The organism is Flavobacterium sp. LS1R10 (assembly GCF_003968825.1).
GTDB lineage: Bacteria > Bacteroidota > Bacteroidia > Flavobacteriales > Flavobacteriaceae > Flavobacterium.
Genome location: NZ_RYDH01000001.1, coordinates 834,695 through 850,937, shown reverse-complemented (window position 1 = coordinate 850,937; position 16,243 = coordinate 834,695). Strand labels below are relative to the sequence as shown.

Below are 16,243 nucleotides of genomic sequence, written 5' to 3'. Positions count from 1 at the left end.
GTTCCCGCTGAACCAATAGCGGTTAAATTCCTTAAAAAAAATATAATTACAAATAAAAATAATTTAAAACATTGATTTTTAGAATTTTAATTGAATACGCTTCGTCAAAAACCAATCCATTTTTGTTCTTGTCAGGCATGTATCAACCACAAACATACTTATCTATTCCGGTGCATTCAGGCTTTAATTTAAATAAAAACTATAGTATTTAACTTATATATATACCATATATTTTTATACTAAATATAAAATTGGACTTTAGCATTGTTGCAAGAATATTTTTTAACGCCTTAAATTCTAATTTATTATGAAAAAAACGTATTTGATAGTTTTCGTATTGCTCTTCTCTTTAAAAGGTTTTTCACAAGGTTCTCCAGATTATGGAGCTGGGATGAAATTCGATTTAAATGACGAAGGAACAAAATATCTAAGGGTGATTTCCTGGGCTCAAATTTGGTCCCAATACAATTCGGATCGCCCTTTAGATGCCAATGGAAACCAACAAGGCGATCTCGATTTTAGCGTTAGGAGATCCAGAGTATTATTGTTAGCACAAATTAATAAAGACTTTCTGATAGTCACTCATGTTGGATTGAATAGTTTAAATGCTAATTCAATGACGCCAACCGGACTTGGTGATGGCCCACAATTTTTTCTTCATGATGCATGGGCACAGTACAGTGTGGGCGCAAATAATGCCGTGGGAGCAGGGCTGCATTATTGGAACGGAATCTCCAGAATGAACAACCAAGGAACTTTGAACTTAATGACCTTAGACAATACGCGTCAAGGCTGGGCTACGCTGGGTTTATCGGATCAATTTGCCAGACATATTGGGGTTTATGCAAAAGGAACCGTTGGAAAGTTACAGTATCGCGTTTCTGTGAATGAAGCCTCAAATAATAATTTAGAACAATTAGTTGTGCCTACTAATGATGGAGCCGCCACCTATACCGGCAGAAGGTTATTGGGTTCAAAAGCTGCCGGAAAAACCTTTGCTGGTTATTTTGAATACAGCCTTTTTGATACCGAAAGTAATGTTTTGCCCTATAAAGTAGGATCCTATTTAGGAACACAAAAAATATTTAATATTGGAGCCGGTTTTTTTTCCCATCCTAATGGTGCAGTCGTAGCGGATGCTTCGGGAAATATAAGTGGTGAAAATGTAAACATTTTTGCTCTGGATGCTTTTTACGATGTCCCAGTTGGCACTAAAGGAGGTGCCATAACCGCTTATGGTATGTTTCAAAAAACAGATTATGGCGAAAATTTTAGATTAGGAACTACATACGAAACCGGCTCTCTAGTTCACGGTCATGTAGGGTATGTTATTCCGGGAGAATCTAAAACCCGTATCCAGCCGTATGTATCTTATGACAATCGTCAAATTGATGTTTTAGACGATTCTGCAAATCAATTTGGAATTGGCGCCAATGCTTATTTCAGCGGCCATAATTCAAAATTAACGTTAGAATTTCAATCTCTGAAATATGCTACGTTCAACACCATCAATACCATTACATTGCAAGCCATGATCTATTTATAAATTAATCTATTAAAAAAAACAGTATGACAACACCAGAAAACGCAAGCGCCTATTGGAAGGAAAATATACGATACCCCTTTATTTTACTAGCGATCTGGTTTATCTCTTCTTTTGGAGCAGGAATACTATTTGCAGAATAATTAAACACCATAAAACTGGGCGGATTTCCACTGGGATTTTGGTTTGCACAGCAAGGATCCGGCTTTTATAGCCACTGCTGAAGCAAAAGGATTCGGCTTTTATAGCCACTGCTGAAGCAAAAGGATTAAAGGGAAGTGAACTAAAAAATGACAATGACATTATGGTATTGACAAATCCGGAAATTGCCAATTTACCGGATTGGGTTATTGCTTTGGTAGCTGCGGGCGCTTTGGCATTTCTCCAGAAGGTTTTGGTACAATCGCTATGCTAGCCAATTTCATTGTTGCTTTTATTATCAATAGTTTTACCCCGGAACCACCACAGGAAGTTCAGGAAATTGTAGAAAACATCCGAATTCCTTCTGGCGTTGGTGAAGACTCCTCACTTTAGAACCAATTTCAATACCAATAAAAAGCGCTATTCTTCAGATAGAATAGCGCTTTTTATTTACTACCGAAGATATTTTTGTCTAAAAAAAGGCACTACAAAGAGGCAAACCCTATTTAATTTTCAACACCTATTTAATTTCTATTTTCTAAAAACCATTTTATATAAAACTGCATTTATCTACTTATAATTAAAGCATTCCCCAATAAAAACAGATAGTGTGCAAAATAAATCCATTTTTTTTACACAATTCATTTTTAAATTGTTGCTAAATTACTATATTTATGCAAAATTTATATATATGGAGATTTTAAGCTGTCCTAAATGCCAAAACAATCAGATTATAAAAAGCGGTATAATCAACAGTAAACAAAGGTATTTATGCAAAAAATGCAAGTATTTTTTCACGGTTAACAAAATAGGAAAAAAGATTGATGATTACTATGTTACCAAGGCTTTACAGCTGTATCTGGAAGGACTCAGTTTTCGAGAAATAGAGCGTATTCTTGGCGTTTCACATGTTACGATCAGCAATTGGGTAAAGTCCTTTAACATCAAAAAACCTTCGCACGCAAACTACCACCCTACTTATAAGATTTTTAGTCACTTAGAACTGGTAGAATACCTCAAAAACAAACAATTGTTATCCGGGGCAGGCATGATCATTACAGAACTAGGAGACAAGTTTATGCTCATAAAATGGGAACGATTCAAGGACTAACTATATCTCTTTACATAAAAATATATCAAAATTTTTTTCTAGAATTAAATAACTCAATTTGGCACTTTATTAACCAACCATTTAATAACCAAAATTTTATTTATGAAAAAAATATTTTTTATAGCGGTACTATTATTATTGTCGCTAAAAAGTTTTTCACAAGGCTCTACTGACTATGGCGCTGGATTGAAATTTAACCTGAACGAAGACGGTTCCAAATTCATGCGTGTAATTGCATGGAACCAGATCTGGATGCGTTCCTCTCAGATGAATCCAGGAACAATGATTGGTGGCGAAGCAACTTCAACTGCAACCGACATTGGTAATCGACGTTTGCGTTTTCTAGCTTATGCACAAGTATCCAAAAGATACATGATCTTAACCCATTTTGGAATCAACAACCAAACTTTTATTAACGGTGGTGCAGCAGGATCCTCAGGTACTGGTGGCTACGGTGCCGGAAAAAAACCGGGTTTATTCTTTCATGACGCATGGAATGAATATGCAGTTGTATTGCCAGAAAAAGATAAGAAATTTAGTTTCACCCTCGGTGCTGGATTGCACTACTACATGGGATTGTCTAGACTTACGATGGCTTCAACACTAAACTTCTTAACCATAGACGCCCCTGTTTTTAACTGGCCTTTAATAGAGAACTCCGATCAGTTTGCCAGACAAGTAGGTTTATTCGCTAAAGGAAAATACGGTAAGTTAGAATACAGAATGAGTTATAATAAACCGTATGCTACGAATTTAACACCTACAAATACCTCGAATGCATCGAATGCCGTAGCTGTAGATAACAGTGGAAATACAAAATGGTCTAAAGCGGGTTATTTTGAGTATCAATTTTTAGATCAAGAAGCTAATGTATTGCCTTTTAAAGTAGGTAGCTATTTAGGAACTAAAAAAGTATTCAACATTGGCGCTGGTTTTTACACTGCGCCTGATGCCACAAAAACTTCTGTAAACAGCACTATCAACAAACATGACATCAAACTTTTCTCTGCCGATGTTTTTCTTGATATGCCTATTGGAAAAAAAGAAAACAAAATGGCCGTTACAGCTTACAGTGTACTATATGATTATGATTTTGGCCCTAATTATTTGCGTAATGTTGGGATTATGAATATTGGCTCAGTAGATCCAAATTTCACAGGGAGTAGAGCTATAGCGGGAGCTGGAAATGCACAGCCAACGATGGGATCTGGAAATATTTGGTACACACAAGCTGGTGTTTTATTGCCATGTAAAGAAGCGAAACCTAAAATTCGTATCCAGCCTTTTGGTGCTGTTACCTATAAAAACTTTGATGCTTTGGAACAATCAAGCACACAGTTTGATGTAGGATCTAACTTTTTCCTAGATGGACACCATGCCAAAATAACGGCACAATATTCAACTAGACCCGTATACACCTCTCTTACAAACCGCTCAGGATCATTAGGAGACTTCATAGTACAACTTCAAATTTATCTATAATCAATTTTAAAAATAACAATACATGAAAGAAAAATCAACAAAAGGAATTTGGAAAGTTATTTCCGCATCCTCAATGGGCACCATGATCGAATGGTATGACTTTTACATCTTTGGAAGTTTAGCAGTTGTAATTTCAACTAAATTTTTCCCTTCGGATAATCCAACAGCTGCTTTCTTATCTACTTTGGCAACATTTGCAGCAGGGTTTGTAGTTAGACCATTTGGAGCCCTTTTCTTTGGAAGATTAGGCGATTTAATTGGCCGAAAATACACCTTCATGGTCACCTTACTTTTGATGGGTGGAGCCACGTTCCTGATTGGTTGTATTCCGAGTTATGAAACCATTGGTTTTATGGCTCCTTTATTAGTATTAATTCTACGTTTGCTTCAAGGTCTTGCTTTGGGTGGTGAATATGGCGGAGCCGCAACATACGTAGCGGAGCATGCCCCTGTAGGACAAAGAGGCTACTGGACTTCGTGGATTCAAACTACTGCAACGGTGGGTTTATTCATCTCTTTGATGGTGATTTTAGCCACTAGAAATATCCTTACGCCAGAGCAATTTGACGAATGGGGATGGAGAGTTCCGTTCTGGGTATCTATCATCATGGTTGGCGTTTCCTATTTAATTAGAAAAAATATGGATGAATCTCCTGTTTTTGCTAAAGCAAAAGCGGAAGGAAAAACCAGTACCAATCCATTGAAAGAGAGTTTTGGAAATCGTTACAATTTGAAATTTGTCTTATTAGCTTTATTTGGAGCTACTATGGGTCAAGGGGTCGTTTGGTACACCGGTCAATTCTATGCCATGAATTTCATGAAAACAGTAATGGCTATTGATTCGTCACAAGTTGACACTTTACTGGGAATTGCATTAATGCTTGGTACTCCGTTTTTCATCCTTTTTGGTTGGTTAAGTGATAAAGTAGGCCGAAAATACATCATGATGGGCGGGATGTTGCTAGCCATCATATTATACCGACCTATTTATAAAAGTATGTACGAAACTACCTCGATAGCCAATAAAACGGAAATGGTAGAAAAAACAACGCTAATCGCGGAGCTGAAAGAGAACAAGAAGCAAACCATGGACTCTATTTACACCACCAATAAAGAGTATGCGGATGGAACTACTTTTCAAGAAATAAAAACCGTACATTTAGAAAACGGAACGGCAGTAATTGTAGATGGCAAAGCAAAAGTAGACACCAAAACAACTATTAAGATCTCCACTGCTGACGAATGGTCGTTAATATTTCTAGTCTTCGTTCAGGTCATATTTGTTACAATGGTATATGGTCCAATTGCGGCTTTCCTTGTAGAGATGTTCCCTGTAAAAATTAGATATACGTCTATGTCGTTACCATACCACGTAGGAAATGGAATTTTTGGAGGACTGCTTCCTGCCATTTCAACCTATTTTGTTATAAATGCAAAAGAAGGCGGGAATCCGGAATTTTACCTCGAAGGACTTTGGTATCCAATTGTTATTGCTGCTATCAGCTTTGTAATTGGAATGGTTTACATTAAAAATAAAGACAAAAACGCTCACATTTAAAAAACACAGCTATGAATCAAATAAAAAGAATTTTAGGATTAGTTTGGATTGCATTAGCAGCTGCTGCAGCCTATTTTTGCATCTTCACTTTCGGATTGCCCAAATTTATGTCCGGTAAACAAGAGGATTTAGTATTCGGGATTATCATCCTATTCATACTCACCCCACTAATTGTTTTAGGATTGGGAGCCTTTGGGTACTTCTCCTTAATGGGAGATTACGATGAAAAAAACGATTAATTAAATGCATTCCTTAAAAACAATCTCTGCATTTTTTTGCAGAGATTGTTTATTTTTTTACAATGAAAAAAAGACATGAACAAAAGCTGGTTATACTCTCAGTGTTAATCTTATTAGCATTGAATATTCCGCTTTTGCTATTATTTGACAGTTCTAAACCTATTTTTGGTTTACCCCTAATTTACCTCTACATTTTTTCGGCATGGCTATTTTCAATCGCTATAACCTACTTAATCATAAAAAGATATTATGAATAGCGTAGGGGTTTTACTGATTTTAGCGCTTTATGTCTCCATTTTATTTTACATAGCGCATTGGTCTGAAAAAAGAAGACATTCTAAATGGACTAACAATCCGTATATCTATTCTTTTTCATTGGCAGTATATTGTACTGCTTGGACCTATTATGGCAGTATAGGAGTCGCAGCAGAAACAGGACTAGCCTATTTACCTATTTATTTAGGCCCTATTATTATTATACCAACGTGGATGATCATCCTAAAGAGAATTATCCGAATTTCGAGAGTAAATAAAATCTCCAGTATAGCAGATTTTATTTCTTTACGATACGGAAACAGTAGATTTCTTGGAGCATTAGTCACCATGGTTTGTGTTATTGGGATACTTCCTTATATTTCACTACAACTAAAATCAATTTCAGATACCTTTCATATTGTCAGCAAAACACAATCAAGCGACAACATCTTTACGGATACAACTACATATGTGTGTCTTGCTTTGGCATTATTTGCCTCTTATTATGGAACACGCTACGTGGATGCTTCCGAAAAAAGACGTGGTATTGTAACTGCCGTAGCCATGGAATCAATCCTAAAATTAGTTTTCTTTTTAATGATTGGCATTTACGTAACCTTCTTTGTTTTTGATGGGTTTGATGATATTTATCAAAAAGCGAGTGTCCTTGAAAATTTTGACAAAAAAAATACCATTGGCGGGATTACAAACGGAATCAACTGGTTTTTCCTTTGTGTGTTGTCTATGTTTGCCATTTTTCTATTGCCAAGACAGTTTCATACTGCCATCGTAGAAAACAATAAAGAAAGCCACATTCGAACAGCCATTTGGCTTTTTCCACTCTATCTGTTGCTTTTTAATCTTTTTGTTTTCCCAATTGCTTGGGGAGGAAACATCTTATTTGAGGGGCAAGGACTCAATTCCGATACCTATTCATTGTTAATCCCACAATATTTCAACAACAACACCGTAATGGTTTTAGTCTTTCTGGGCGGATTTTCGGCAGCGATCTCAATGATAATCGTTTCCTCAATTGCGCTCGCCACTATGCTTAGTAACAACCTATTAATCCCTTATGGCTTTATAGGTTCACTCGAGAATGATTCCCAGAAAAAAAACAACAAACGCATCTTGATCAGTCGGAAAATAGGCATTTTTTCCCTCATTATCCTGGCGTATGCTATCTATCGAATTTTTATTCTGGACTACTCTTTGGTTTCCATAGGACTTGTCGCCTTTGTAGTAATCGCGCAATTGGCTCCTTCTTTTTTTGGTGCCATATTCTGGAAAAGAGGATCAAAAAATGGTGCTATAACAGGGATTTTACTTGGATTTATAACCTGTTTTTATACCCTTCTAGTTCCTTACGCCATTGGGATAACCGAATCAACAAGCTTATTCATTCAAGAAGGCCCTTGGGGAATTGAACTTCTAAAACCATTTCAGCTTTTCGGACTGGATTATTTAGAACCTATACCACATGCCGTTTTTTGGAGTTTATTAATCAATTTGATGAGTTATCTGGCCATTTCCGTTAGTTTTAAAGGGAATTACAGGGAACGCAATTATGCCGAAATGTTTGTAGACATTGACAAATACATTACCAATCATGAAAATGCTTTTATTTGGAAAGGAACGGCCTATATCTCCGACATTCAAAAAGTATTGCAGCGATTTCTAGGGGAAGAAAGAACAAAACGTGCACTGACAATTTTCAATTTGAAATACAACATAGACAAAGACATCACCACCGCCGATGCCCGATTTATAAAATTTGCTGAGAATTTATTGACGGGACACATTGGTACGGCTTCCGCCAAAATATTAATATCAAGCGTGGTCAAAGAAGACAAAATCAGTCTGCCAGAAGTGTTGCGAATTTTAGAAGAATCCAAAGAAAACATCATCATCAACAAAAAGCTGACAGACACCTCAAATGAATTAAAAAAAATATCCGAACAACTCAAAAATGCCAATTTGGAATTAATAAACAAAGACATTCAAAAAGATGAATTTCTTGACACTGTTACCCACGAATTGAGAACGCCAATAACCGCAATTCGTGCGGCAAGCGAAATCCTTCATGATGATGACGACATTCCGGAGGAGTTGAGAAAACAGTTTTTGCAAAATATCATTTCTGAGTCCGATCGTTTGAATCGTTTAATTGATAAAATTCTGGATTTAGAAAAATTTGAAACCGGAAAACAAAAAATTTACCTCTCTAAAAACAACATTTCAAAAACAATCAAAAAAACATTGAATTCCCTCCAGCAACTCCTAAAAAACAAAAACATAAATGTTGAATTTCAGGAGGAATCAAGAGAGATCAAAGCCTTTTATGACGAGGAACGAATCATTCAGGTGATTCACAATTTAGTATCCAATGCGATAAAATTCTGCGCTGAGACAAACGGGAAAATAGTGATTTCCATTCATGAAAACAAAGACAATATTGAAGTCAAAATACACAACAACGGCAAGGCAATTAAGAAAGAAGATTTTCAAGCTATTTTTGATAAATTTTACCAATCTCGAAACCAAAACGTAAAAAAACCAATAGGAAGCGGCTTGGGTTTAGCCATTTGCAAACAAATAATAGAACATCACAAAGGTAGAATTTGGGCCGAAGACGATACCGCTGAAGGTGCCACATTCGTCTTTACATTACCCAATTATAATACAACTGAAAATAATTAAAAATGAAAAAAATTTTAATTGTAGATGACGAACCAAATATTGTAATGTCATTAGAGTACACTTTCAAAAAGAACAATTTTGAAGTTTTCATCGCGCGCGACGGTCAGGAAGCATTGGATATTTTAAAAAATAAACTTCCGGATGTCATTATTCTTGATGTCATGATGCCTATGGTGGACGGGTATGCCACATTAGAGCAAATAAAAAAAGACGAACGGTTGCAGCATTGCAAAGTCATTTTCCTTTCGGCAAAAAACAAGGAAAAGGACATTGAAAAAGGCCTTTCATTAGGCGCTAATTTATATGTAGTCAAGCCTTTTTCAATCAAAAAGTTAGTCGACCAAGTTCATGAATTAATTCAATAAGAAACAAATTCAACACAATGACATACAAGGAAATTTATGAGGAAAGCATTGAGCAGCCAGAAAAATTCTGGGCTGAACAAGCTGATGCAATTGAGTGGTACAACAAACCGGAGACAATTTTGTCAAAAGACGAAAATGGCTATCCGCTTTGGTACAAAGATGGCGAATTGAACATTTGTTACCTGGCGTTAGACAAACACATTCAGGATGGCTGTGGGGACCAGGTCGCTTTTATTTATGACTCTCCGGTAACACAAACCGTAAAAAAATACACTTTTTCGGAAGTAAAAACAGAAGTCGCAAAATTAGCCGGAGGGATGCAGTCGCTGGGATTGAAAAAGGGAGATACTGCCATAATTTACATGCCCATGATTCCACAAACAGCTTTTGCCATGTTGGCTTGCGCGAGAATTGGAGTGATTCATTCGGTTGTTTTTGGAGGTTTTGCTCCACATGAATTGGCAATTAGAATTGACGATTGTAAACCTAGAGCGATTATTACTGCTTCTTCGGGAATTGAAGTGGATCGTTTGATTGCGTACAAACCTTTGGTCGATCAAGCTATTGAACTCGCTTCACACCGACCAAAAAAAGTAATCGTTTTCAACAGAAAATTAGGCGCCCGAATTCCGTTTAAGAAATATGATGTAGATTATGATGCCTTGGTTTATGGCTCAGAAGAAACTCCTTGTGTTCCTGTAAATTCAAATCATCCGCTTTATATTTTGTATACTTCGGGAACGACGGGAAAGCCAAAAGGAATTGTAAGAGATACTGGTGGATATGCTGTGGCATTGAAATTTTCTATGAAATACATCTATAATGTCAAAGAAGGCGAGACTTTTTGGGCCGCATCAGATATGGGTTGGGCAGTAGGTCATAGCTACATCCTTTACGCTCCGTTATTAAATCGAAATACTACCATAATTTTTGAAGGCAAACCGATTAAAACTCCCGATGCGAGTACGTTTTGGAGAATAATTTCAGAGCATAAAGTGGGCACTATGTTTACGGCTCCTACCGCCATTAGAGCTATCAAAAAAGAAGATCCTGATGGAACATTCATCAAACAATATGATTTAAGTTGTCTCAAAAATCAATTTTTGGCGGGCGAACGTTGTGATAATGCCACTTTAGAATGGTATCAACAACACATTCCTATTCCTGTAATTGACCATTGGTGGCAAACAGAATCAGGCTGGCCAATGATTGCCAATTCTCTCGGCATTGAAAAAATGCCAGTGAAATTCGGTTCTGCCACAAAAGCAGTTTGCGGATATGATATTCGGATTTTCAATGAAAACGGTGACGAATTAAGCGCCAATGAAGAAGGCTTGGTTGTCATAAAATTACCTTTGCCTCCGGGAAATATGTTGGGTATCTGGGAAAACGAAGCCCGTTTTAAAGCCAGTTATTTCAGTAAATTTGATGGCTATTATCTATCTGGTGATGGTGGTTATAAAGATGAGGACGGTTATATTTTCATCACCGGAAGAACGGATGATGTTATCAATGTAGCAGGACACCGCTTATCTACAGCTGAAATGGAAGAAGTTGTTGCTTCCCACCGATTCGTTGCAGAGTGTGCGGTCATTGGAATTCAAGATGATTTGAAAGGACAAATTCCGTTGGCATTGGTCGTAACGAAATTAGATATTGCAATAGAGCATTATCAATTGGAGCAAGAAATTATTAAATTGATTCGCCAGCAAATTGGAGCGGTCACTTCTTTACGAAATGTAGTTATTGTAACGCGCTTACCAAAAACGCGCTCGGGAAAAACCCTTCGAAAACTACTGCGCAGCATTGCAGATGGTGCCGAATTCCAAATTCCGTCGACCATTGACGACGAATCGATTGTGGAAGAAATTATCACCGCATTAAAAAAGTATAAAATAGGAATTAACAACATATAAAATTTATCAATAATCATGAGTTACTATAAAATTAATAATCTAGAAGAGTACTTTAAACATTACAAAAAATCAATTCGTGAACCGGGAAAATTCTGGGACAAAGTGGCCTCAGAGAATTTTACTTGGTACCAGCAATGGGATAAAGTAGTTGATTTCAATATGGCTGACGCCGAAATAAAATGGTTTACCAATGCCAAAGTAAACATTGTAAAAAACTGTATCGACAGGCATCTTGCTAAAAAAGGAGATAAAACAGCTATCATTTTTGAACCGAATGACCCAAATGAAGAGGCATTGCATATTTCATATAATGAGTTATACGAGCGTGTTTGCAAAATGGCGAATGTCTTAAAGGAGCAAGGCATACAAAAAGGAGATCGGGTTTGTATTTATTTACCAATGATTCCTGAATTAGCGATTACCACTCTGGCCTGCGCCAGAATTGGAGCAATCCATTCGGTTGTTTTTGCAGGATTTTCCGCCTCGGCAGTTGCCGCAAGAATCAATGACAGCGAATGTAAAATGGTCATCACTTCAGATGGTGGGTATCGCGGGAATAAAACCATCGATTTAAAAAGTATCGTTGACGAAGCCTTATTGAATTGCCCTTGTGTAGAGAACGTTTTAGTAGCTAAAAGAATCAACTCCACTATCCACATGAAAGAAGGTCGTGACCAATGGCTGCAACCACTTTTAGACCAAGCTTCGAATAACAATGTGGCTGAAATCATGGATGCCGAAGATCCTTTGTTCATCCTTTATACTTCCGGTTCAACAGGAAAACCAAAAGGAATGGTTCACACTACAGCCGGTTATATGGTGTATTCTGCATATACGTTCAAGAACGTTTTTAATTATGAAGACAATGATATTTTCTGGTGTACCGCTGATATTGGCTGGATTACCGGACATTCCTATATTCTTTACGGCCCGTTATTGAACGGAGCTACGACCGTAATTTTCGAAGGCGTTCCGTCTTATCCTGATTTCAGTCGCTTTTGGCAAACCATCGAAAAACACAAAGTTACCCAGTTTTACACGGCGCCAACAGCGATTAGAGCTTTGGCAAAAGAAAGCATCGAATACGTGCAACGCTACCAGTTGACCTCTTTGAAAGTAATTGGATCTGTAGGAGAACCCATCAATGAGGAAGCATGGCACTGGTACAACAACCACGTAGGCGATAAAAAATGTCCTGTGGTAGATACGTGGTGGCAAACGGAAACCGGAGGAATTATGATCTCACCAATTGCCTTTGTAACCCCGACAAAACCTACTTATGCTTCATTACCTTTACCGGGAATCCAACCCGTTTTGATGGATGAAAAACGAAATGAAATAGAAGGGAATCAGGTTACCGGAAGTTTGTGTATTAAATTTCCTTGGCCAGGAATTGCAAGAACAATTTGGGGCGATCATCAACGGTATAAAGAAACCTATTTTTCTACCTTTCCAGGTAAATATTTCACTGGCGACGGCGCTTTGCGTGACGAGGTTGGGTATTACAGAATCACTGGACGTGTAGATGATGTAGTAATTGTTTCCGGACACAATCTGGGGACTGCCCCTATTGAAGATGCCATCAATGAACATCCTGCTGTTGCGGAATCAGCCATTGTAGGTTTCCCGCATGATATCAAAGGAAATGCGTTGTATGGTTTTGTAATTCTAAAAGAAACCGGAGAATATCGCGACAGAGAAAACCTGAGTAAAGAGATCAACCAACACATATCCGATCACATAGGACCCATTGCCAAATTAGATAAAATCCAGTTTGTTTCCGGTTTGCCAAAAACCCGTTCCGGAAAAATCATGCGCAGAATTTTGCGTAAGATTGCCGAAGGGGATTATTCTAATTTTGGCGATACCTCAACCTTGTTAAATCCTGAAATTGTGGAGGAAATCAAAGACGGTAAAATTTAATATTTAGTTGTAATTGTAGTTAAAAACTGCTTCATTTATGGAGCAGTTTTTTTATACAAAAAAGGCTGCCTTTTTATGGACAGCCTTTTCAATCTTCAAGGTATTCTTAATTTTTCAACAGTTTCAATACTTTCATTTCATTATTTTCATCAAATGTTTTTACGATGTAAAGTCCTTGATTCAAATCACTAACCGAAAATTGAGATCCTGCCGTTTTATTGGTATCAAAACTTTTTAGCAATTGTCCCGTGATAGAAAACACCTGCACCTTAGCCGTTGTTTCATTCAATGTAAAATAATCAGATGCCGGATTTGGATACAACACAATCGTTGGTGATTTTTCGTAATCCGCTATTGCCAATGATGCTGTTTTATTCCCATAGATTTTAAATTCTCCCGGTTTCAAAGTAATTGCAACTGAGGTACTGATTACATTAATAGATGTATTGTCCATCAAATTGTACCATGTTCCGGTGTATGGAAACCCGGAAGGAGCATTTTTTGGCGTCACATCAAAATTAGCTACAATCAATACATCTTTCAGTTGTGTTGATGCTAGTGCACTGTTGGTAATTTTGATATTCGGTAATAACGAACTGCTATTATTGATTGTTACAGTTCCTAAAAACACAGGTTCTTCGGTCTTCATCGTAATCATTTTGGACCAATCATTGTAAATCTTGCTTCTGTTGGTATCTCCAATCCAGTTATTGACCCATTGTGGTTGCGGTTTAGTATCTAACTTACAATCTCCTGATGTACCATCTGAAGGAGAGTTCACAGTTCCATTATTGCAGGTAAAAATAGAAGAATTCCATCCTAATTCTCCAAATTGCCAAATCATTTTTGGCCCTGGAACCAATAAAGAAACAGCTCCTAATGCAGACATTCTGGATAAAGCTACAGTAAGCGTTCGTACATTATGGTCCGCAGTGGTATTGTTTCCTGCTTGCACATTATTGTACATTAAGCGCTCCTCATCATGACTCTCTGCATAGCCCATCAATCGGTGTGCAGTAAATCCTCGACTTGATGAACTCATTCTTGAAATATTACCTGCATACCCTTTTGTAAGATTGTTATAGTCAAAAGTCATTATTCCCCACATCATCACGCCTTTACTTAACGTTTCATTCAACCTGTAATTAGCCCATTGTTGTTCTTCCTCATTACCACCCAAATGTTCGAAAATAACGTAGTGATTTGGATCTAAATTCCAAGAATAATCAGCATATTTTTTCAATACATCTATTCTATCTTGTTGTAAACTGCCGGTACAATTTTCTTGCCCGCCAGCTACGTTCGCTGGACAATTTTGTGTAAAACCTTTGGTTAAATCCCAACGAAAACCGTCAATTTTATATTCTTCAACCCATTGTTTAATGACCCGTTGTACATAATTTTGTGTTCTGGGCAGTTGATGATTAAAATCTTCCCCCACACTATAACTGTGCATCGCTGTTGTATTAAAATAAGGATTTTCAGTGGAAGGCGAGCCCCAACCATTGCCGTCAGGATCATTCATCCACATGCGAAGCATTGGGTTTCTACCAAAAGCGTGATTTAGCGCCACATCAAGAATAACAGCAATTCCGTTTTGATGGCATAAATCAATAAACTCTTTCAATTTATCCGAAGTGCCATAGAATTTATCCAAAGCCATGTGAAAAGAGGTATTGTAACCCCAACTTTCATTGCCTTCAAATTCCATCACTGGCATTAATTCAATCGCATTTATCTTCAAATTTTTGAAATAATCGATTTTATTAATCAAGTCCTGATAGCTTTTATTGGCATCAAAATCACGCACTAACAATTCATAAACTACTAATTTTTCTTTAGCTGGTTTAACAAAGTTTGTAGTGGCGCTACTCCAAGCGTAAGCAGCTTTCCCGGTTTGCAAAACGGTTACTTCACGTTCCTGACCAACGGGATATACCGGAAGATTTGGATAATTTACAGATGAAATCCCTGGATCATCAAAAGGAGATAAAACCAAAGTGGAATAAGGATCCGCAGTTTTTACTAAACCAGGCGAACCGGCCAAGGGAGTTGCGTCCCCCACCCAATATTGATACATGTAATTTGTCCCCGAGACCAATCCGGTTAATTCTAACCAAAATTTACCGCTGGTTGGGTCTTTTTTCATAGAGTGCGCTGATGTTGGCTGCCAGTTATTAAAACTCCCTGCTACATAAATAAAATCTTTTAAAGGTGCATCCAACACTAAAGTTGCTTTTGTCGCATCACCAGTATTGTAATTAATTCCGTCTAACAAACCATTAGCCATCGCGGCACTTATCGTACCCGTATTTACAATCACACTGAATTTTTTAGTAATAACAGTAGTTCCTTGAGTAACTTCCAACTCATAGATTTGATTTCCGGTGATATTTGTGTGATTAAAAGTATAACTGGAAGCCGCTGTATTTATATTTAAATTTGTTCCGTTTGCCTTCAAAACATAACTGGCATTTCCTCCTGTATTAGAAGCTGAAATATTCAAACTGCCACCAGATGCAATAATTGTCGAACTGTTTTCTGCTGGAGAAGTTAAAGTTGCCTGAAAAGCTCCAACATTAAAAAAAGTATCAGCAGTCTGCATATTTCCGGCATCATTTCTTAAGACTACACAAATTTCTGTAATAGAGCTCGTATTTGGAATCCCAAAATAAGCATACAAATCCGGAGTAAGATCCAATTTATAAGTAGTTCCTGAAACCAATGTTAATGCGGGTTGTGTGGAATTATTACCCCAACTCCCTTTCACGTTTTGCCATCTTGTGCCATTAACAGTTAAACCAATATGCGCATATATTGTACCTGTATAACTGGCGAGTGGCGTTCCTGTTTTGTTAAAATTAAGAGTAACTGCACTACTTGCAATTGCAGGTGATGGCGTAGTTGTAAATTGGGAATAACTTATAGAGGTTATAAGTAAAATTAATAAAAGTAGATTTTTTTTCATGGCTAAGTATTAATTAAATTAAAAACTAAAAAAAAGGGCTAC

At 37.2% G+C, this 16,243-nt stretch carries 11 protein-coding genes and 1 pseudogene; 11 read left to right on the top strand and 1 reads right to left on the bottom strand.

Features of this window, described 5'->3' with window-relative positions; translation table 11 throughout:
• Nucleotides 1–307: 307 nt before the first annotated feature.
• The 11 genes and pseudogenes from EKL96_RS03765 to acs all read left to right on the top strand — a co-directional run bounded on the left by EKL96_RS03765 (nucleotide 308) and on the right by acs (nucleotide 13,233).
• The gene (locus EKL96_RS03765; protein WP_126458375.1) at nucleotides 308–1,546 is read left to right on the top strand and encodes a hypothetical protein; all 1,239 of its coding nucleotides are present in this window, start codon (nucleotides 308–310) and stop codon (nucleotides 1,544–1,546) included.
• Between the two features lie 23 nt (nucleotides 1,547–1,569).
• A pseudogene (locus tag EKL96_RS03760) lies at nucleotides 1,570–1,746 on the top strand (DUF4212 domain-containing protein); the annotation flags it as partial.
• Between the two features lie 205 nt (nucleotides 1,747–1,951).
• Complete coding sequence (locus tag EKL96_RS14550; protein WP_255416366.1) at nucleotides 1,952–2,077, top strand: hypothetical protein; 126 nt, start codon at nucleotides 1,952–1,954, stop codon at nucleotides 2,075–2,077.
• Between the two features lie 298 nt (nucleotides 2,078–2,375).
• Nucleotides 2,376–2,795: a helix-turn-helix domain-containing protein gene (locus EKL96_RS03750; protein WP_126453860.1), complete on the top strand. Its 420-nt coding sequence runs from the start codon at nucleotides 2,376–2,378 to the stop codon at nucleotides 2,793–2,795.
• Between the two features lie 102 nt (nucleotides 2,796–2,897).
• Nucleotides 2,898–4,277 carry a porin gene (locus EKL96_RS03745; protein WP_126458373.1) on the top strand — a complete coding sequence of 460 codons (1,380 nt, stop codon included), beginning with the start codon at nucleotides 2,898–2,900 and terminating at the stop codon, nucleotides 4,275–4,277.
• Between the two features lie 22 nt (nucleotides 4,278–4,299).
• Nucleotides 4,300–5,835, top strand: coding sequence for an MFS transporter (locus EKL96_RS03740; RefSeq protein WP_126458370.1), 1,536 nt, complete (start codon nucleotides 4,300–4,302; stop codon nucleotides 5,833–5,835).
• 11 nt (nucleotides 5,836–5,846) lie between these two features.
• On the top strand, nucleotides 5,847–6,074 hold the full coding sequence (locus tag EKL96_RS03735) for a DUF6814 family protein (RefSeq protein ID WP_126453866.1): 228 nt from the start codon (nucleotides 5,847–5,849) through the stop codon (nucleotides 6,072–6,074).
• A 249-nt stretch (nucleotides 6,075–6,323) separates the two neighbouring features.
• Nucleotides 6,324–9,029: an ATP-binding protein gene (locus EKL96_RS03725; protein WP_126458368.1), complete on the top strand. Its 2,706-nt coding sequence runs from the start codon at nucleotides 6,324–6,326 to the stop codon at nucleotides 9,027–9,029.
• 2 nt (nucleotides 9,030–9,031) lie between these two features.
• Nucleotides 9,032–9,394 (top strand): response regulator transcription factor, encoded by a 363-nt coding sequence (locus EKL96_RS03720; protein WP_126453872.1) that lies wholly within the window; start codon nucleotides 9,032–9,034, stop codon nucleotides 9,392–9,394.
• 17 nt (nucleotides 9,395–9,411) lie between these two features.
• Nucleotides 9,412–11,310: an AMP-binding protein gene (locus tag EKL96_RS03715; protein ID WP_126458365.1), complete on the top strand. Its 1,899-nt coding sequence runs from the start codon at nucleotides 9,412–9,414 to the stop codon at nucleotides 11,308–11,310.
• A gap of 15 nt (nucleotides 11,311–11,325) precedes the next feature.
• Nucleotides 11,326–13,233: an acetate--CoA ligase gene (gene acs / locus EKL96_RS03710; protein WP_126458363.1), complete on the top strand. Its 1,908-nt coding sequence runs from the start codon at nucleotides 11,326–11,328 to the stop codon at nucleotides 13,231–13,233.
• Nucleotides 13,234–13,339: 106 nt separating this feature from the next.
• Here acs and EKL96_RS03705 read toward each other — a convergent pair whose 3' ends face one another.
• Nucleotides 13,340–16,201, bottom strand: a complete 2,862-nt coding sequence (locus EKL96_RS03705; protein ID WP_126458361.1) for an alpha-amylase family glycosyl hydrolase — start codon at nucleotides 16,199–16,201, stop codon at nucleotides 13,340–13,342.
• Nucleotides 16,202–16,243 lie beyond the last annotated feature (42 nt).